The 19,610-nt window shown below is 70.7% G+C and carries 13 protein-coding genes; 4 read left to right on the top strand and 9 right to left on the bottom strand.

The genetic code is table 11. The annotated features are described in order from the left end of the window. Window positions 1–10 precede the first annotated feature (10 nt). Complete coding sequence (locus tag ACFOYY_RS15695; RefSeq protein WP_352008546.1) at window positions 11–1,354, bottom strand: NAD(P)/FAD-dependent oxidoreductase; 1,344 nt, start codon at window positions 1,352–1,354, stop codon at window positions 11–13. Window positions 1,355–1,402: 48 nt separating this feature from the next. Next, a complete protein-coding gene (locus ACFOYY_RS15690) occupies window positions 1,403–1,657 on the bottom strand; it encodes an acyl carrier protein (RefSeq protein WP_352008545.1) in 255 nt (84 codons plus the stop codon). A 291-nt stretch (window positions 1,658–1,948) separates the two neighbouring features. Here ACFOYY_RS15690 and ACFOYY_RS15685 point away from each other — a divergent pair, with 291 nt between their 5' ends. The 3 genes from ACFOYY_RS15685 to ACFOYY_RS15675 are packed head-to-tail and all read left to right on the top strand — an operon-like array spanning window position 1,949 to window position 5,957. Beyond that, on the top strand, window positions 1,949–3,076 hold the full coding sequence (locus ACFOYY_RS15685) for an acyl-CoA dehydrogenase family protein (RefSeq protein WP_352008544.1): 1,128 nt from the start codon (window positions 1,949–1,951) through the stop codon (window positions 3,074–3,076). Continuing rightward, window positions 3,073–4,530 (top strand): amino acid adenylation domain-containing protein, encoded by a 1,458-nt coding sequence (locus ACFOYY_RS15680; protein ID WP_386190151.1) that lies wholly within the window; start codon window positions 3,073–3,075, stop codon window positions 4,528–4,530. Before ACFOYY_RS15685 ends, ACFOYY_RS15680 begins: the two co-directional genes overlap by 4 nt. Further along, on the top strand, window positions 4,527–5,957 hold the full coding sequence (locus tag ACFOYY_RS15675; protein WP_386190150.1) for a cation:proton antiporter domain-containing protein: 1,431 nt from the start codon (window positions 4,527–4,529) through the stop codon (window positions 5,955–5,957). Before ACFOYY_RS15680 ends, ACFOYY_RS15675 begins: the two co-directional genes overlap by 4 nt. Here ACFOYY_RS15675 and ACFOYY_RS15670 read toward each other — a convergent pair. The 6 genes from ACFOYY_RS15670 to ACFOYY_RS15645 all read right to left on the bottom strand — a co-directional run bounded on the left by ACFOYY_RS15670 (window position 5,895) and on the right by ACFOYY_RS15645 (window position 12,415). After that, entirely contained in the window at window positions 5,895–6,821 is a 927-nt protein-coding gene (locus ACFOYY_RS15670; protein ID WP_386190149.1) for a DMT family transporter, read from the bottom strand. The two genes, ACFOYY_RS15675 and ACFOYY_RS15670, sit on opposite strands and share 63 nt — an antisense overlap. A gap of 71 nt (window positions 6,822–6,892) precedes the next feature. Further along, window positions 6,893–7,621, bottom strand: a complete 729-nt coding sequence (locus ACFOYY_RS15665) for a response regulator transcription factor (RefSeq protein ID WP_352008540.1) — start codon at window positions 7,619–7,621, stop codon at window positions 6,893–6,895. A gap of 637 nt (window positions 7,622–8,258) precedes the next feature. Beyond that, on the bottom strand, window positions 8,259–8,453 hold the full coding sequence (locus tag ACFOYY_RS15660; RefSeq protein WP_352008539.1) for a DUF3046 domain-containing protein: 195 nt from the start codon (window positions 8,451–8,453) through the stop codon (window positions 8,259–8,261). Window positions 8,454–8,719: 266 nt separating this feature from the next. After that, window positions 8,720–9,910, bottom strand: coding sequence for an alginate O-acetyltransferase AlgX-related protein (locus ACFOYY_RS15655; protein ID WP_386190148.1), 1,191 nt, complete (start codon window positions 9,908–9,910; stop codon window positions 8,720–8,722). Between the two features lie 14 nt (window positions 9,911–9,924). Beyond that, on the bottom strand, window positions 9,925–11,493 hold the full coding sequence (locus ACFOYY_RS15650) for an MBOAT family O-acyltransferase (RefSeq protein ID WP_352008537.1): 1,569 nt from the start codon (window positions 11,491–11,493) through the stop codon (window positions 9,925–9,927). Window positions 11,494–11,926: 433 nt separating this feature from the next. Further along, window positions 11,927–12,415 (bottom strand): VOC family protein, encoded by a 489-nt coding sequence (locus ACFOYY_RS15645; protein ID WP_352008536.1) that lies wholly within the window; start codon window positions 12,413–12,415, stop codon window positions 11,927–11,929. Window positions 12,416–12,698: 283 nt separating this feature from the next. Here ACFOYY_RS15645 and ACFOYY_RS15640 point away from each other — a divergent pair, with 283 nt between their 5' ends. Further along, the gene (locus tag ACFOYY_RS15640) at window positions 12,699–17,612 is read left to right on the top strand and encodes an ATP-dependent helicase (protein ID WP_386190271.1); all 4,914 of its coding nucleotides are present in this window, start codon (window positions 12,699–12,701) and stop codon (window positions 17,610–17,612) included. 88 nt (window positions 17,613–17,700) lie between these two features. Here the strand turns inward: ACFOYY_RS15640 and ACFOYY_RS15635 are convergent, their stop codons facing one another. Then, window positions 17,701–19,428 (bottom strand): hypothetical protein, encoded by a 1,728-nt coding sequence (locus ACFOYY_RS15635; protein ID WP_386190147.1) that lies wholly within the window; start codon window positions 19,426–19,428, stop codon window positions 17,701–17,703. Window positions 19,429–19,610: the final 182 nt, after the last annotated feature.

Here is a 19,610-nt window from a genome sequence, read left to right as displayed (position 1 = left end):
GGAACTGCGGCTAGAACTGCGGCGCCGCGCTGGGGGCGCGCAGCGTGCCGAGGTGCTTGTGCCAGAGATGATCAGGATTCTCCTCGACCTGGCGGGTGATCTCTCGCATTTTGGTCAAAGCCACCGGCTCGCCGCCGTCGTAGACGTCTCCCTGGAGCATCTTCAGCACGTCGAGGCGGTATCTCGGGTCGGCGACGAAGGCCGTGAACAGGATGTTGAGCCGGTAGTAGATGGAGATGAACTCGTACCAGTTGCTCACGGCGTTGCGTAGTTTGCCCTCGTAGTTCGCGAAGGAGGGCTTGGTGAAGTCACCCCGCTCCGCCGCCGCGAGAATGTCGTAGGAGGCGATCCTGGCGCTGTTCATGGCCACGCTGACGCCGCTGGAGAAGATCGGGTCGACGAAGCGGGCCGCGTCGCCGATCATCAGCCAGCCGTCGCCGCAGATCTCCCGCATGGCGTAGCTGTAGTCGCCCTCCGGCTTGAACGGCTTGACCTGCTTGCTCGCGCGCAGCGCCTCGGCCAGTTCGGGGCGGCTCTCCACGCACCTCCAGAAGAAGGTCTCCCAGTCGGATCCGGCCTCGCTGAAGTGCTTCTTCTGCGTGACGACCCCGATGCTGGTGATCGTCTCGGTGATGGGGATCTGCCACACCCAGGTGTCGGTGATGGGCAGGAAGTGGACGAAGATGTAGTCGCTCTGCTCCTTGTCGACCGACAGCGCGCCGCGGTCGAGCCCGTCGAACCAGGTGTGGATCGCGTACTGGTTGAACACCGGGTCGGAGACCTTGAGTTTGAGCTGCCTGCCGAGGAAGGTGTTGCGCCCGCTGGCGTCGATCACCATCCTCGCCCGCACGTCCGTCTCCCTGCGGCCCATGCTGAAGACCAGCTTGGGCTCGGGCTCGGAGAAGTCGACCCGGCGCACCCGGATGCCCTCGTAGACCTTGGCGCCGAGCGACTCGGCGTGCTGCAGCAGGATCAGGTCGAACCGCCCGCGGTCCACGTGGTAGGTGTAGTCCTGGTTGACCCCGGCCTGGTCACGCTCGCTGAAGTCGATCTCGGCCGTCCCGAACCCGTGGGAGACCTCGAATCCCAGGGTGGGGATCTTCGCGTCGATCGCCGAGGTCCAGGCGGCGCCGTACTTCCTGGGGAAGCCCGCGGCCTCGATCTTCGGCAGCGCGCCGATGTCGGACAGCACGGGGGTGGTCGCGGGGATCAGGGACTCCCCCACGTGCTCGCGCGGGAAGATCGCGCCCTCGAACACGCCGCAGGACAGCCCGGCCTGCGACAGGTAGGAGGCCATCGTGGATCCCGCGGGACCGCCTCCGATGATCGCGATGTCGAAGTCAACGTCAGACATGATTGGCCTTCCCCTCGTGGACACGTTCACGGGCACACCGGTACACGTTCACTCGCTGCCGAGCCGTACGACGAGACCGCTGATGCTCCGCAGGTCCTTGAAGTTCCCGCCGACCATCTCCTCCATGGGAATCTCGATCCCGTACTGTTCCCTGATGAATCCGACGAGCCGGGTGGTCGTGAGCGAATTGAGAATTCCCCATTCGAGCAACGGGGTCTCCGGCTCGATCTCCACGTCCGAGGTGTCAAGGATTCTCTCCTGCAGGTATTTGCGGAGTACGTCGGAGACCTCCGACTCGTTCATTCGCAGCTCCCGTCTCATGGGTGACCCATCGGGCGATCACACCGCCGTGGCCGTCGCTCCGGGCACGACCACCGGCATGAGACTACGAAGCGGTGCTCTGACTGTCCTCCTGACAAATATTGAACTTCACCTCTCCCCGGCCACCCTGAGGACAGGTGGACTCCTCATTTGGTAGGGGGGTGGAAAGGACGAGTGGGCAGACTTGTTCCCCACGTTTTCCCGTTTCCGGGACAGAAGCTTCCGCTGGAATGATGAGGACAGCGGAAAGCGGCCGATCCTAAGCTTCCGAGCGTGGATTTCGCCTGGGATTCCGACCAGCGGGAGCGATACGAGCTGGTCCGGGAAAAGACACGTACATGGCCGGTGACCGAGAACGGGTTCCTCACCCGTGAGGACTGGGGGCGGTGCGCGGCGCTGGGCCTGACGGGCCTGTCCGTGCCCGCCGAGTACGGCGGCGGCGGACTCGGCTTCCTGGACACGGCGCTGACCGTGGAGGCGTTCGGCCGGGGCTGCCAGGACATGGGGCTGGTCTTCGCCACCATGGCGCACCTGTTCGCCTGCGCGATGCCCATCGCCGAGCACGGCGGCGCGGAGCTGCGTGCGGCGACGCTCCCCGGCCTGTGCTCCGGCGAACTGGTCGGCGCCAACGCGATCACCGAGGACGAGGCGGGCTCGGACGTCACCGCGATGACGACGCGCGCGGTCCGCGACGGCGACGACTACGTCATCACCGGGGTCAAGTCCTTCGTGAGCAACGCGCCGATCGCGGACGTCTTCACGGTCTACGCCTCGACCGACCCGGCCTTCGGGCACATGGGGGTCAGCGCGTTCGCCGTGTCACGCGGCACGCCGGGACTGACCGTCGGTGAGCCGTTCCGCAAGGTGGGGCTGGAGAGCGTCCCCGCCGCGCGGGTCCGGCTCGACGGGTGCCGTGTCCCGGCGGACGCCATGCTCGGTGTGCGGGGGCAGGGGGCGGCGATCTTCCAGTCCTCGATGCGCTGGGAGCGCACCTGCCTGTTCGCCGGCTACCTGGGCCTGACCGAACGGCTGCTCGACGCGGTCGTCGAGCACTCCGGGGAGCGCAGGCAGTTCGGCCGCCGTGTCTCCGACAACCAGGCGGTCTCGCACCGCATCGCGCGGCTGCGGCTGCGCCTTGAGGCGGCACGGCTGCTGCTGTGGCGGGCCTGCTGGCGGCTCGACCGAGGCGAGCGCGCCGTACTCGACGTCGCGATGGCCAAGCTCGCGGTCAGCGAGGGCGCGGTGCAGGCCGGTCTCGACGCCGTGCAGATCTTCGGCGGGGCGGGCATCCGCGGCGAGGCGGGGGTGGAGCGCGCGCTGCGGGACGCGCTGCCCTCGACCGTCTTCTCCGGCACCACGGAGATCCAGCTCGAACAGATCGTCAAGGAGCTGGGGCTGTGAGACTGCACGAACTCGTCCGCCGGAGCGCCCGCCGCGCCCCGCAGGCGCTCGCCGTCGCCGGGCCGGACGCCGCCCTGACCTACGGCGAGCTGGACGCCGAGGCCGACCGCCTGGCGCACGCGCTGGCCGCGACCGGCGTACGGCGGGGCGACCGGGTGGCGCTCTGGCTCGACAAGTCGGCGCGGGCCGTGGTAGCGACCCAGGCGGTGCTGCGTCTGGGGGCCGCCTACGTGCCCGTCGATCCGCTCAGCCCGGTCGAGCGGGCCGTCCACCTGGTGCGGGACTGCGCGCCGCGCGCCGTGGTCACCTCCCCCGAGCGCCTGCGGACGCTGGAGCTCAACGGCGTGGACGTCCCGGCGCCCGGCCCGGGACCCGAGGGCACCCCGCCGCCGCTGCCGGAGCCGGACGGGACGGCCGACGACCTGGCCTACATCCTGTACACCTCGGGCTCGACCGGCGTGCCGAAGGGCGTCTGCCTGTCACACCGCAACGCGCTGGCCTTCGTCGGCTGGGCCGCCGCCGAGCTCGGGGCCGTCCCCGCAGACCGCTTCGCCAACCACGCCCCCTTCCACTTCGACCTGTCGGTGCTGGACCTGTACGTCGCCTTCCACGCGGGGGCCTCGGTGCACCTGATCCCGCAGGAGACGGCCTACGCCCCGCGCCTGCTGGTCGACTTCCTGCTGGACCGGCGGATCACCGTGTGGTACTCGGTGCCCTCGGCGCTGATCCTGATGGCCCGCGACGGCGGGCTGCTCGACGCGCGCCCCTCGGCGCTGCGCGCGCTGCTGTTCGCCGGCGAGCCGTACCCGGTGACGCATCTGCGCAGGCTCCGTGAGCACCTGCCCGGGGTGCGCATGCTCAACCTGTACGGCCCGACGGAGACCAACGTGTGCACCTTCCACGAGGTCGGCGAGGTGGCCGGGGACAGGACCACGCCGGTCCCCATCGGGCGGGCCTGTTCCGGTGACCGGGTGTGGGCGGTCAGGCAGGACGGGAGCGTGGCAGGTCCCGGCGAGGAGGGCGAGCTGGTCGTCGACGGGCCGACGGTGATGCTGGGGTACTGGGGCTCCGCGCCGCAGGCCGGGCCGTACGCGACGGGTGACCTGGTGCTGCTGCAGGACGACGGCGACTACCGCTTCCTCGGCAGGCGTGACGGACAGGTCAAGATCCGGGGGTACCGGGTCGAGATCGGCGAGATCGAGGCGGTGTTGCAGGCTCATCCCGCCGTCGGCGACGCGGCGGTCGTGCTGACCGGCAGCGGCATCGACGCCAGGCTGGTCGCCTACCTGGTGCCCTCTGGGGCCGAGCGCCCGAACCTGCTGGAGATCAAGCGCCACTGCGCGGCCTCGCTGCCCCGGCACATGATCGTCGACGCCGTCCGGCACGTCGACGAGCTGCCCAGGACACCGAACGGCAAGATCCACCGCCGTCTGCTCACCTCGGAGGCACGATGACGCCGACGCCCACGGGCACGGTCGAGCTCGATCCCCGCCCGTCGGGGACCCCCGTCTCACGCCGCGGGGCGGGCGCCGCCGTCTACGCCCTGACCGCGATCCTGCCCGCGCTGGCGGCCGTGGGCCTGCTGGTGATGCTGGGGACCTCGGCGGGCACGGCGCGGCCGGTGCCCTCCGCCTCCGGTCCCGTCGAACACAGCGTCCAGCTGTTCGCCGCGATAGCCGTGGTCATCCTGGCCGCCAGGCTCTTCGGACGGCTGGCCAGGGGCGTGGGGCAGCCGCCCGTCGTCGGGGAGATCTTCGCCGGGCTCTGCCTCGGGCCCTCGGTGCTCGGCGCGCTGCTGCCCGGCGTGAGCGCCTGGCTCTTCCCCGCCGAGGTGCGTCCCGTCCTGCAGGGCCTGGCCGACCTTGGGCTGATCGCCCTGATGTTCGTGGTCGGCCAGGAGACGAGGCAGACCTCCTTCCGCGGTCAGGGCGGGGCCGCCGTGACGATCGCCCACGCGGGCATCGCGGGTCCCTTCCTCGGCGGCGCGCTCCTGGCGAGCCTGCTGTATCGCGACTGGGCCGGGCCTCAGGCCAGCCCGGTGGTCTTCGCGATGTTCCTCGGCTCCGCCCTGTCGATCACCGCCTTCCCGGTGCTCGCCCGCATCCTGGTCGAACGGGACATGTTCCGTACCCCGCTGGGCAGGCTGAGCATGTTGTGCGCGGCGATCGCCGACGTGGTCGCCTGGTGCCTGATCGCCGTGATGACCGCGGTCGCGGGCCGGGACACCCCGGTCAGGGCGGCGCTCACCGTGACGCTGGTGCTCGCCTACGGCGTCGTGATGACCTGGCTGGTCCGTCCCTGGCTGGCCAGGATTCTCACCGCGCTTGAGGACCGGCCGGAGATACGCCTGCTGGTGCTGCTGGCGGGCCTGCTCGCCTCCTCCGCGGTGACCTCGGCGATCGGGATTCACGCCATCTTCGGCGCGTTCCTGTACGGCCTGTGCTGTCCCTCCGGATCCCTGTCCCGGCTGACCGAGCGGATCAACTCCGTCTCGGGGCTTCTGCTGCTGCCGTTCTTCTTCGTGGGCACGGGGCTGCGCACGGACGTCTGGCGCAGCGGGCTCGACGCCTCACTGCTCGGCGTGACCGTGCTCGTCGTGGCGGTCTCGATGCTGGGCAAGCTGGCCGGTCCGATGCTGATGGCCCGCTCGACCGGGCTGAGCTGGCCCGACTCGGCCTCGCTCGGAGTGCTTCTCAACGCCAGGGGCCTGACGGAGCTGGTGGTGCTCAACCTCGGGCTCGCCCTGGGGATGCTCAGCGAACGGCTGTTCGTCGTGCTGGTGGCCATGGCGCTGGTGACGACCGCCGCGACGGCCCCGTTACTCTCGCTGCTCGACCGGCTGACGGCCCGCCGTCGAGATGGAGGGGCCCGTCGGCTGTAGCCCGATCAGCAGGCCCACGACGACGAGGGCGGCCCCGGCGAACTCCGGCCAGCCGGGGTGGCCCGTCCCCAGGACGACGGCGGCGACGATGGTGCCCAGCGGCAGGAAGCCGGAGAACAGGCCGGCCCGTTCCGCGCCGAGCCGGGGCAGCGCGTCGTACCAGCAGAAGAACGCGAAGGCGGTGACCACGACGGCGAGGTAGGCCAGCGCCCCCGCCTCCGAGGACGTGGGCGTCCGCAGCATCCGCGGTCCGTCGACGACGGCCCCGGCGATCAGCAGCAGCGGCACGGAGGCGGCGGCCGAGTAGGCGGCGACCCTGACGGCGCCGAGTTTCGGCAGGAGCGGGATCGCCAGCAGTGAGAAGCCGACCTCCCCGCCGAGCGCGCCGAGCGCGAGCAGCACCCCGACGAGCGTCGCGCCGCCCAGGCCGATCGTGACGGCCGCCCCCGTGGCGACCACGACCGCCGCGACCACGACGTGCGGGGTCGGCCTCCTGCCCTCCATGAGCGGTGTGGCGACCGCGAAGACGATGGGGACGGTGGCCACGATCGTGCCGACCATCGCCGGGTCGGCGTAGCGGGTCGACTCGACCACGAACACGTTGAACGCCGCCAGCCCGACCAGGGCCAGGGCGGCGACGAGAAGGATCTCGCGGCGGGTCAGCCTGACCGGTGGCAGCCGCCTGGCTTTGACGACGGCGAACAGCAGGACCGCGCCGACGGCGTAGCGCACCGCCTGCCCGCCGTACACGGGATAGCCGTGGAGCGCGGGAGAGACCCCCGTCAGTGTGCCGACGCAGAACATCGCGGTCGCCGCACCGATCATGCCGCGCCGCCTGTCGGCCTTGTCTCGTATGAACGTCACGGGGTGTCATCGTGGCAAGCGGCATGATCTCGCGAAAGTGCCAATGGGCGGGCAAGTGGACTGACCTCCCGTTACGCGTTGGCCGCCCGGCTGCGTTCCTCCTGCGGATACCTCCTGCGGGACAGGTGGACGGGGTTCTCCCCGACCTTCATCAGGCCCGTCTCGTAGGCGTAGATCACCGCGCCCGCCCTGTTGCGCAGGTGTTTCTTGTGCAGCACGTTCTGGACGTGGGACTTGACGGTGCTCTCGCTGAGTGACAGGTCCCTGGAGATCTCCGCGTTGGTGTAGCCACGGGCCAGCAGGCGCAATACGTCCAGTTCCCTGCTGGTCATGTCGGTCACCGGCGGCGTCCTGGGCGATCCCGTCGCGGCGGTCCTGACGGTCCGCTGACACGCCTCGGGGGCCAGGAAGGAGTATCCGGCGGACAGCATCCTGATCGCGGCACGCAGTTCCTCGGCCGAGGCGTTGGTGAACAGCAGACCTCCCACCTCGGGCTCGGCCATGTCGAGGGAGCGGGCGTCCCAGGCGTCGACGAGCGCGAGGAAGCGAGGGGTCTCGCCGGGGAGCTCCGCCACGATCTTCCTGGTCGCCTCGACGGAGTCGGCGCAGTCGCTGAGCGGTCCCATCACGACGACCTCGGGGCACAGGTCGCGGATGCTGCGGATGGTGTCCGTCGAGTCGGTCGTCTCACCGGTCACCGCCATGTCTCCGGTCTCGTCGAGGATCTCCCTCAGTCCGATCCGGAGAAGCGTGCGGCTCTCGGCCAGAAGGACCGTCTTCTTCTGGGTGGCATTCTTCATCGTCACCGTATCTGGCCTGGGAAATCGCGGTTTCGGCGGCTCTCGTCCTGCGTGCCTGAGGGCACGGCCCGCGCACGGGCCGTCAGGAGATCGCGAAGGTTCCAGATCACGAGGTACGGCCGCCGCACGCGGAGGCCGAGCGCGTGTGTCGGCCGGGGCGCCCTCCCGGCGGGCCCGTCCCTGACGGGCGGACCATGGGTCATGGGGCGGGTCGGCTCGCGGTCGACAAGAGACACAGCGGACAGACCCCCACTATCCGGATACGCATACCTCGGGTATACAACAGTGCGATCGCAATGTATCTACCAATTTTTGTGACTTAACCCTCGCTATTTGCGACCGGAACGATATTCGGCCAGGTGGCGGCCTTACGAGAAAAGTCGATCAACACGAGGAACCATACGAAGTTCGGCATGGCCGGCGAGGCCCGCTCACCCGTGTGATGGGCGGGACGATCACGAAGCGCTTATTTACCCAGCTAGTTGACATGTCCCGGAAAATTTCCGGTGACCGGCCCGTCCGCCCGGGGAACACGCTTCAAGATCGGCGCAGGGAAAGGGGCGGCCATATCCGGCGGCGTTTCGCGCGAAACCCACGGCCTGGGAACGCAGGCGCCCCGGAGGCCGGGGCGGGGCCCTCAGCGCAGGCGGGGGGCGACGTCGATCACCCCGCACACCGCCCGCCAGACGTCCTTGGCCGCGAAACCGTCGGCGAGCGCCTGGTCCACCGTCCTGCCGCCCAGCTCGGCCAGGATGTAGTCGCGAGCCCACGACTCGGCGTAGGCGTCACCGAAGTGCAGTTTCATCCGGTCCCAGAAATCCGACAGGCGCATCCCCCAAGTATGACCCCGGCCACGGGTGCCGGACGCCATGGATCGAGGAGCCCCGCCGCGGCGCGCGCCCGCCCCCTGCCCCACGAGAGAAATCCGATTTCACGGAGGCGACGACCGAACATTCATCACGAGCCGTGATGAAGCCATCACCCTCCGAACGGGAAAGGGCCACCCGCCGCACGGGCGACATGACGCCATATACAAAAACGCTTTCGGCACTCCTTTACGGATGTTCGGATCCTGATCGAATCGCGAGGACGGAGAGGCTAGCGCAGCGCTTTCTCGATCGCGGCGAGGGTCGCGTCGTCCAGCATCTCCCCGTGCCCGCCGACGAAGTAGCGCTCCACCATCTCGAACACCACCGTCTCGCTCCCGGCGACCTTCTCCGCGACGTACCCGGGTCCCGCCTTGGCGGGCGCGTCACTGCGCAGATAGGTCAGGTCCGCGAAGTACGGCGTGATCCACGGCAGCGAGTTACGGGTGAACGAGTCACCGACGAGCAGGGTCCTCGGCTCGTACAGCGGCGCCCCGGAGGAGGCGTTGGCCGTGCTGAAGGAGGTGGGCAGCTGCGTGTCGTCCTGCTTGGTCCGCCGTACCCCCTGCCTGACCAGGGACCACCGGTCGATGATCTCCTCGCGTGGCGTGCCCAGCATCGGCCCGAGGTCGCCGACCCTGGGCTCCTGCCCGACCTTGACCAGGCTCGTTCCCCGCGCCAGCCGGGGGTCGAGCGTCTGGGCCAGTGTCGTGCCGTACAGTCCGCACGAACGCTCGTTCCAGTGGCTGTCGGTCCGCCAGTAGGTCGGCGCGCCGGTCTCCACGCGCAGTCGTTGGAGCGGGCCCCGCAGGTCCATGTAGCCGGGCGGGCGGGCCGCCTCAAGCGCCGCCCAGAACTCCTTCTTGCGCCTCTGCAGGCATCCCTGGCCGAGGAAGCGCTCCGGGAGCTCGTCGGGATAGGCGGTGGTCTTGTCCGGCGCGACGGTGAGCACGAACCTCCTGCCCGATCTCCGCACGATCTCGGCCAGCCTTCGTGTCCGCTCCAGGGTCTCGGCGATGCTCCAGCGCGGCCCGCACGCCTCGATCACGTCGTCCCCGAAGTAGAGCCAGCCGTTACGGCCCTCGATCGCCCGGGGATAGGTCGGTTTCCTGCCGGTGTTGTACGACGGGAGCTGGCCGAACACCCCCTCCGACAGGGCGGCGTTGCCACGGATGGCGTACTGCCGCAGCGGCAGGTGGGCCACCGCCCAGGACTCGGCCTTCGGGATGAGGTCCCAGCCCTCCGACAGTGAGGGGAACTCCGGCAGTCTCCGGTTCTCGATCTCGACGGCCCGGTCTCCCAGGGCGAAGGCCAGCGCGGGCCCGAAGAAGAACAGCCCCGCCGCAAGCAGCGTCGGCAGCCGCCCCCGGAGGCGACGGGGCCGGGTCCCCGAGGTCGCCGGTTCGGTCTCGACTGCGGTCATCGACGGCCTCTCTCTCAGAACTGGTAGTACAGGAACGGGCTGAAGGTGCCCGCGGCGACCAGGACGGCGGAGTAGGGGGCGGCCACCCACGTCACCACGACGCGCGCCGCCACCGCCGTACGGCCCCGCCCCGCCTCGACCAGGCGGCCGAGTGTGAACGAGGCCGGCAGCAGCACCACGCCCAGCGCCAGCGCGAGGGTGAGTGTCCGCTGGTGGTTGAGCGCGAAGGCCGTGAACTCGTCCAGGCCGCCGGGCCGCCAGCCGAACATCGCCTGGAGGACGTCGACCGCCCCGGTCATCGTCTCCGCCCGGAAGAACACCCAGCCGACCACGACCAGCAGGAAGGTCACGGCACGACGCAGCACCGCGGTCGTGACGGTGCCCGGCGGGCGGTCCCAGCCCAGCAGCCGCTCGGCGACCAGCAGGCCTCCGTGGTACAGACCCCAGACGAGGAATGTCCAGTTGGCGCCGTGCCAGAAGCCGCAGAGCACGAAGATGACCAGCAGGTTGCGGTAGGTGACCAGGGTGCCCCGGCGGTTGCCGCCGAGCGGGATGTAGACGTAGTCGCGGAACCAGCGGGACAGGGACATGTGCCAGCGCCGCCAGAAGTCCGTCACCGAGTACGCCGAGTACGGTCGGTCGAAGTTCTCCGGAAGCCGGAAGCCCAGCATCATGCCCAGGCCGATGGCCATGTCGGAGTATCCGGAGAAGTCGAAGTAGATCTGGAGCGTGTAGGCCACGGCCCCCAGCCAGGCGGTCGGGGTGGTGATCTGGCCTCCGGCGTGGGCGAACGCGGCGTCCGCGACCGGGGCGATCGTGTCGGCGACGATCACCTTCTTGGCCAGCCCGAGGGCGAACCGGGGGAAGCCCGCGGCGAAGTCGGCGTACCGGTCACGCCGGGTGTCGGAGAGCTGCTCGGAGATCTCGTGGTACCGGACGATCGGCCCGGCGATGAGCTGGGGGAACATCGCGATGTAGGTGACGAACCGCACCGGACTCCGCTGGGCTGGCCTGCTGCGCCGGTAGACGTCCACCACGTAGGACAGGTGGTGGAAGGTGAAGAACGATATGCCGATCGGCAGGGCGAGGCTCACGATCGGGCTGTGCCCCAGTCCCAGGGCGCTCGACAGGGCGTCGATCTGACGGCTGGCGAACCCGGCGTACTTCCACACCCCCAGGATCGTGAGGTCCCACACGATCGTCGTGACCAGCAGGCCCCTGCGTGTCCGCGGACGTTCCCTGAGCCGCTCCGAGTCCAGGGCGAGGCCCATGGCGTAGTTCACGGCGATCACCGACAGCAGCAACGCCGTGTACGGCCCCGCCCCCCAGGTGTAGAAGACCAGGCTGACCACCGCGACGAGGGAGTTGCGCCAGTGCGAGGGGAGCACCCAGTAGGCCAGCAGCGTGACCGGCATGAAGAACCACAGGAACAAGGAGGAGGAGAACGACATCGGTGTCCCGGAGAGAAGGATGAGGGGGCCGGGCTGGGCCTTTCGGGAAAGGTGCGCGGCCAGGTGCGGGACCTTGGACTCCGCGGTCGCCTGCGCGGTCAGGCGGACGGGAAACCGGAACGAGATCCGCATATGTCACGGGAATCCATGGGACGCGCTCGACCATGGTTTCCCCTTCGGCGGTTTCCGGCGCGCGAAAGGACCGGCCAAGGACCTTCGGCGGCGATTCAGTTCACCCTATCCGCGCTTTTGGTCATGACATGACCGAATGACAGAGCGCACGCCATGCTACCGAAGACCGCGTTCTTCCGAGATACGCATTCCTCCAGATCAACGCGACGGCCGTACTATCCGGGCGTTTCTCCGGACTTCACACCGGGAGCATGGAAACGAGGACGCGTCACGCGAAAACTCCTCTCAGGTGCGGCCTTTCCGAACCGAAGACGGGAGAGCAGGCGGTTTCCCGTGTTTCACGGCATTCCCAGGGCCGCGTCCGGTGTCCGACGGGGGCGCGGATCCACGACCTGCCAGGGCGCAAGGGCCTTCCCACCCGGGAAGGCCCCCGTCACAGGACGTGTGAGCCGTACATCTCGCCGAGGGGGTCGGCGAGCAGTTCCAGGCGGGTGCCGTCGGGGTCCCGGAAGTAGATGGAGGCGCCGCTCTCGATCTGGTGCGGTACCCCGGCGGCCTCCAGCTTGCCGCGCAGTCGTTCCCAGGTGGCCGGATCGACGGACAGGGCGATGTGGTGCAGGCCGCCGAGCACCTCCCGGTAGGGGCCGACGTCCAGGCCGGGAAAATCGAAGAAGGCCAGCAGGTTGCCGTTTCCCACGTCGAAGAAGAAGTGGTTCGAGCCTCGGTAGTCGCGGTTCTCGACGATCTCGGTGAGGGGGAACTCCAGCAGGTCCTGATAGAAGGCGATCGTGGTCTCGACGTCCGAACAGAGCAGCGCGACGTGGTGCAGGCCTCTGACGCTGCTCGGCGGACGGTGATCCCTGAGGTGCTCCGCCCTGATTCGTTCACGTGCCGCCTCGATGGCGGGGTGGTCGATGCTCATCGCGCACGCTCACCGGCTTGGTTGCTCACCTGGGATCTATCTCCGTCTTGATGGTGGATGAACCTTTTCTGACTCATGCCCCACTTCCGGGCCCCGGCTGGCATCACAAATTTGGATAAAAGCTATTAAGGACGACTTATTGTGATCTTTCCCCCTATCAGTGGGGTGAGGGAGTGGGACGGATTCTGTCGGTGGCGCCGTGCACCATGGAGCGGTGGCCGGGCCGTCCGGCCGGGACGAGACGAGGGGGCGATCTCACGTGCGTGAGGCGGACACCGATCCCATGGGCGGGGCGCTCAGTCTCTTCACCCCCGTGACCAGGCAGTGGTTCACCGGAGCCTTCTCCGCCCCGACCGCCGCGCAGGAGGGCGCGTGGGCGTCCATCGCCCGGGGCGACGACACTCTCGTGGTCGCGCCGACGGGGTCGGGCAAGACCCTGGCCGCGTTCCTGTGGTCACTCGACCGGTTGGCGGCGCGGGCGGAGGAACGGACGGAGGAGGAGCCCTCCCGGCGGTGCCGGGTGCTCTACGTGTCCCCGCTCAAGGCGCTGGCGGTCGACGTCGAACGCAACCTCAGGGCACCGCTGGCCGGGTTGCGGCAGACCGCCCGGCGGCTCGGGCTCCCGGTGCCGGAGATCTCGGTGGCGATCCGCTCGGGCGACACCTCCACCGAGGAGCGCAGACGTTTCGCCGCCAAACCGTCCGACATCCTCATCACCACCCCGGAGTCGCTGTTCCTGCTGCTGACCAGCAAGGCCCGTGAGGCGCTGCGCGGCGTCGAGACCGTCATCCTCGACGAGGTGCACGCGGTCGCGGCGACCAAGCGCGGCGCGCACCTGGCCCTCAGCCTCGAACGGCTCGACGCCCTGCTCGCCCGCCGCGCCCAGCGCGTCGGGCTGTCGGCGACGGTGCGCCCGGTGAGCGAGGTCGCCACCTTCCTCGGCGGCGGGAGGCCCGCCGTGGTGGTCCAGCCGCCCTCGGACAAGGTGATCGAGGTCGAGGTCGTCGTCCCCGTCGAGGACATGACCGAGCTCGACGCCCCGGTACGGCCGGCCGACCCCGCCGACGAGGAGCGGTGGCCGGCCGGTCCCGCGCCCAGACGCTCCATCTGGCCACACGTCGAGGAGCGGTTGTTCGACCTGATCGGGCGGCACCGCTCGACGATCGTGTTCGCCAACTCGCGGCGGCTGGCCGAACGGCTGTGCACCCGCCTCAACGAGCTGGCCTGGCAGCACGGGGCGGGCTCCCAGCCGGAGCCGGGGGCCGGGGAGCCCGCCCACTGGGCCGAGGGCTTCCCCACTCCCCCCGGCGCCCCCGCGCCCCCGGCCTCCCTGGCGACCCCGGCGGCGATGATGGCGCAGGCCGGGGCCTCGAAGGGGGCCCTCCCTGAGATCGTGCGGGCCCACCACGGCTCGGTCTCCAAGCAGGAGCGTTCCCAGATCGAGGAGGCTCTGAAGTCGGGGCGGCTGCCCGCGGTGGTGGCGACCTCCAGCCTGGAGCTCGGCATCGACATGGGCTCGGTCGACCTGGTCGCCTGCGTCGAGTCTCCGCCGAGCGTGGCCAGCGGCCTGCAGCGCATCGGCAGGGCCGGTCACCAGGTCGGGGCCGTCTCCCGTGGCGTGATCTTCCCCAAATACCGGGGCGACCTGGTCCAGACGGCCGTGGTCGCCGAGCGGATGCGCGACGGGCGGATCGAGGAGCTGCGCTACCCGCGCAACCCGCTCGACGTGCTGGCCCAGCAGATCGTGGCGATGACGGCGCTCGACGACTGGACGGTCGACGAGCTGGAGACGGTGGTACGGCGTGCCGCGCCGTACCACGGACTGCCCCGCAGCGCGCTTGAGGCGACGCTCGACATGCTCGCCGGGCGTTACCCCAGCGAGGAGTTCGCCGAGCTGCGGCCGCGTGTCGTGTGGGACCGGGTCACGGGCACGCTGAGCGGGCGCCCCGGCTCCCAGCGGCTGGCGGTGACCAACGGGGGCACGATCCCGGACCGGGGGCTGTTCGGCGTGTTCCTCGCCGGGGAGAAGTCCTCCCGGGTGGGCGAGCTGGACGAGGAGATGGTCTACGAGTCCCGCGCCGGGGACGTGTTCGTGCTGGGCGCGACCTCGTGGCGGATCGAGGACATCACGGCCGACCGGGTCCTGGTCTCCCCCGCCCCGGGCCGGCCGGGCAAGCTGCCCTTCTGGCACGGTGACAGCGCGGGCCGCCCTGCCGAGCTGGGCAGGGCGATCGGCGAGTTCCTGCGTGAGATGTCCGCCGCGGGCGCGGACTCGGGCGGCGGGAAGACCACGGAGTCGTCCGCCTCCGGCGGCCCGGACCCGGCCGATACGACGCCGACGCGGCGGAGGCCGGGGCGGGGTTCGGAGGGGGACGGCGGCGCGGCGCGCGAGGCCGCCCTGTCCCGCATCCGGGCGGCCGGGCTCGACGAGCTCGCCGCCGCGAACCTGCTGTCCTACCTGGCCGAGCAGCGGGAGGCGACCGGTTACGTGCCGGATGACCGGACGTTGCTGGTCGAGCGGTTCCACGACGAGCTCGGCGACTGGCGGGTCGTGGTGCACTCGCCGTACGGCGCCAGGGTGCACGCGCCGTGGGCCCTGGCGATCGGGCGACGGCTGCGGGAGCGCTACGGCACCGACGTCCAGGCGGTGCACTCCGACGACGGCATCGTGCTGCGCGTTCCCGACACGCTCTCCGGGCCTCCCTCGGACATCGCGGTCTTCGACCCCGACGAGATCGAACGGATCGTCACGGAGGAGCTCGGCGGTTCGGCGCTGTTCGCGGCGCGTTTCCGCGAGTGCGCGGGCCGGTCGCTGCTGCTGCCCAAGCGCACGCCTGGCAGGCGCACCCCGCTGTGGCAGCAGCGGCAGCGGGCCTCGCACCTGCTCGACGTCGCCGGAAGATACGCCTCCTTCCCCGTGGTGCTCGAGACGATGCGCGAGTGCCTGCAGGACGTGTTCGACGTCCCCGGGCTGGCCGGGCTCATGCGCGACATCGCGGCCAGGCGGGTGCGGCTGGTCGAGGTCGAGACCGGGCAGGCGTCGCCGTTCGCGGCGTCGCTGATGTTCAACTACGTGGGCGCGTTCATGTACGAGGGGGACGCCCCGCTGGCGGAGCGCCGGGCCCAGGCGCTCGCCCTCGACACGAGCCTGCTGGCCGAGTTGCTCGGCCAGGCCGACCTGCGCGAGCTGCTCGACCCCGACGTGATCGCCGACACCGAGCGGGAGCTCGCACGGCTCGACCGGCCGTTGCGCGACGCCGAGGACCTGGCCGACCTGCTCCGCTCACACGGCCCGCTGGTCGCGGCGGATGTGAGCCTGCGTGAGGGCGACCCGGCCTGGCTCGGCGCGCTTGAGGCCGCCAGGCGGGCGATCAGGGTGCGGATCGCCGGGCAGGAGCAGTGGGCGGCGATCGAGGACGCCGCCCGGCTGCGTGACGCGCTCGGCGCGCCGTTGCCCGTCGGGGTGCCGCACGTGTTCCTCGAACCGGTCGAGGACCCCCTCGGCGACCTCGTCTCCAGGCACGCCCGTACGCGCGGGCCGTTCTCGGCGGACACCGCCGCCGCGAGGTTCGGTCTCGGGCCCGCCGTCGTCACCGACGCGCTGCGCCGCCTGGCCGTCCACGGCAGGGTGGTGAACGGGGAGTTCAGGCCCGGGGGCCGGGGTGAGGAGTGGTGCGACGGCGGGGTGCTTCGGACCCTGCGCCGCAGGTCGCTGGCCAGGCTCCGCAAGGAGGTCGAGCCGGTTCCCCCGGAGGCCCTGGCCGCCTTCTCCCCCGCCTGGCACGGCATCACCGGCGGTCAGCAGCGGGGCAGGCCGCCCATCGACGCGCTGGCCGGGGCCATCGAGCAGTTGCAGGGGGCGGCGGTGCCCGCCTCCGCGCTGGAGACGCTGATCCTGCCCTCGCGGGTGCCCGGATACGACCCCTCGATGCTCGACGAGCTGACCTCCTCCGGCGAGGTCGTCTGGGCGGGTCAGGGGTCGCTGCCCGGTGGAGACGGCTGGGTCGCGCTGTACTTCGCCGACACCGCCCCGCTGCTGATGCCCGATCCGGTGGAGATCACCATGACACCGGTGCACGAGCGGGTGCTCGACGTCCTGAACGGCGGGGGCGCGTTGTTCTTCCGCGACCTGTCCGGCCGGGTCGGCTCCCTGATGCCGGGCGCGGTCCCGGACGACGGCGCGCTCACCGCCGCGCTGTGGGACCTGGTGTGGGCGGGGCGGATCACCGGTGACACGCTCGCGCCGCTGCGCGCCACGCTCGGCACCGGGCGTCCCGCCCACCGCAGGGCGCCTTCGCGCAGCAGGCGCGCGGTGCTTCCCAGCCGGAGCGGCCCGCCGACCGTCGGCGGGCGCTGGTGGTCGTTGCCCGTCCCGTCGCAGGACGCGACCCAGCGCGCGCACGCCCAGGCGGAGGTCCTGCTGGAACGGCACGGCGTGGTGACCCGTGGCGCGGTCGCCGCCGAGCGGCTGCCCGGTGGGTTCGCCGCGGTCTATCCCGTGCTGCGCGCCTTCGAGGAGAGCGGCCGGTGCCGCAGGGGTTACTTCGTCGAGGGGCTCGGCGGGGCGCAGTTCGCGCTGGCCGGCGCGGTCGACCGGATGCGCGCGACCTCGGCGCCGCCCGTCCGCCCGCCCGTCTCCCCGTCCGCCGTCCCGCCCGCCACCTCGCTCGACGATCCGGCCGCCGGGGTGTCTTCGGACCCGTGGCGGACCGGCCCGCCGGTCATGGACCCCGGGGGTGAGAGCGAGTGGGGCGGCGGGTCCTGGGGAGCTCGGGGCGGAGGGCCGTGGGGTGCGATGTCACAGGGTGCGGCGTCACGGGGTGAGGCCTCACGGCGGGCGGTCGTGCTGGCGGCGACCGACCCGGCCAACCCGTACGGCGCCGCCCTGCCGTGGCCCGCGCACCCGGGAGAGGTGTCTCACAAACCGGGCAGGAAGGCGGGTTCCCTGGTGGTGCTGGTCGACGGGCACCTGGTTCTCTATGTGGAACGCGGCGGCAGGACCCTGCTGTCCTTCGCCGACGGCGACGTCCTGCAGCCCGCGGTCGACGCCCTCGCGCTGGCCGTACGGGACGGGGCGCTGGGCAAACTGACCGTCGAACGGGCCGACGGCACCGCCATCAACGACTCCCCGCTGGGGGCCGCCCTCGAATCCGCCGGTTTCCACCCGACCCCCAGGGGGTTGCGTCTGCGCGCCTGACCCGGCGCCGTCCCGTGCGGTGGAGTGAATCGCGTCCACCCCCGGAGGTCCGAGAGGCACCCTGAGGCGTCATGGACGAAGGTGTGGGTCATGGGCCGTCGTGGCCTTCACCGGGAACGGTTCGGGGGCGGCGTTCGGTGAGGGCGAGGCTCAACGCCAGGCAGAGCAGCGGGACGGCGGGCAGCCAGTACCTGCTGTCGTAGGCGGTGACGGCCACCGGGCCCACGATGAGGGCGAACGCCATGGACAACGGCAACACCCCGGCCGGTGTGGCTCTCCTGCCCGTCTCCGAACCCTGCACCTTCGAACCCCGGGTCTCCGAACTCCGGGTCTCCGAATCTTGAGCCTCCGGATCCCGGGTGCCCGAGCCCGGGGCGTCCGAGCTCTGGGCGAACCGGCTTTCGGCACCCTGGCTTTCGGCGCTCCGGGTTCGAACGCCCTGGGTTCCGACGCCTCGGATCCGGGCTCGCCAGGTTCGGGCGCTCCGGGCTCGGGTGTCCCGGGCTCGGGTGTTCCGGGCTCGGGTGTTCGCGATGAGACGGGTCGCGCAGGCCAGGAGGGCTCCCGCCGCGAGGGCGCCGAACAGCGGTCCGGGCAGGAAGCCGAAGGACTGGTAGGCGCGCATCACCCTCGCCGCGGGCTCGACGACCCGGGTCTCCGGCCGTTCGTGCCCGTAGGCCAGCAGGTCGGCCCTGATGCCTCCACCGGGGATCCTGACCCCGTCGGGCAGCGGGCCTTCGGTGTTGGGCAGGACGTAACGGTTGTAAACGACCGGCACCGCACCCGGCACCGGTCCTCTTCGCCAGTTCAGCGTCCTGCGCAGGTCCTCACCGACCACCCGGAGATAGTCCAGCGGCTGGGCGATGACGGCGCGCCGGGCCAGGCCTCCCGCCAGGGCGTCGATCCTCGGCTGGAACAGGTCCGCGCGGGTGACGACGGGGTGGCCGGGCACCCGGCGCAGGGGCGACCAGTCCGACCAGATGAAGTACGGCGAGGCCGGGCGCGAGCCGACCGGCTGGGACGGGCACAGGACGGCCTCCTCCTGCGGCGGCCTGATCCTCCGGCAGTCGGCGAACGGCATGGTCCTGGCCCACAGCCACACGCCGTTGCCCCCGTTGAGCGCGGGGGTGCCGTGCCAGGCGCCGTACCACGCGGCGTAGCCGCCGAGCGGGACCGCGACCGCGACCAGCGCCGTGAGCAGGGCTCGGGCGCCCGCGCGGGCGACCAGGAGGTAGGCGGCGAGCAGCGGGAGCAGCACGAGCCCGATCGAGCGGGTGAGCGCCGCGACGGCCAGCAGCAGCCCGGCCGTGGCCGCGCGGCCGGGGGTGACCCCGGGCGTCCAGAGCACGACCGCGACGGCGACGACCACCAGGAACGTGAAGGGGACGTCGCTCAGGATCGTGTGCTCGAAGAAGATCTGGTAGGCGTCGAGAAGGACGGGGGTGGCTGCGAGCACCGCCCACCCCGCCCGTGTCCCGGCCGCCCTGCGGCGGACGAGCGCGTAGATCGCCGTCCCGGTCGCCAGCCCCATCAGATGCTGGAGGATCGCGACGGCGGCGAAGCTGTGCAGCGGTCGCAGGAGCCACAGCAGCAGGGAGTAGCCGCTGGGACGGACCTCGTAGGGCTGCGGCCGTTCGGCGACGCCCACGTAGTCGAAGGAGTCCTCGAACCACACGACCGGCGAGTAGCCCATGACGGTGAGAACACGCAGCGCCGCCGCGACCAGCAGGACGGCCAGGAAGAGCCGGTGCCGCCTGGGCGAAGGGACCTGTGGGCGAACGCGGGCATTCTTCCGTTCCGGACTGACAGCCTTCATGATCGCTTTTATATATTGACGTAAGGGTATTCGTGATCTTTTGTGGGGTACATGCATCCCAGAAAAGCGATCTAGGGATTTTTCCCCCGAGCCATCGCCGCCACCCTGTGGCTTTTAATACGTATTTTCGGGATATATCCCTGAAAGTCTGGTTACCCAGGAACCCCGGGAGCCCCGAAGAA

The organism is Streptosporangium jomthongense (assembly GCF_042650425.1).
In the GTDB taxonomy this organism is placed as follows: Bacteria; Actinomycetota; Actinomycetes; order Streptosporangiales; family Streptosporangiaceae; genus Streptosporangium.
The sequence above is the reverse complement of the archived record's forward strand: the minus strand, read 5'-3'. Positions and strand labels throughout refer to the sequence as shown.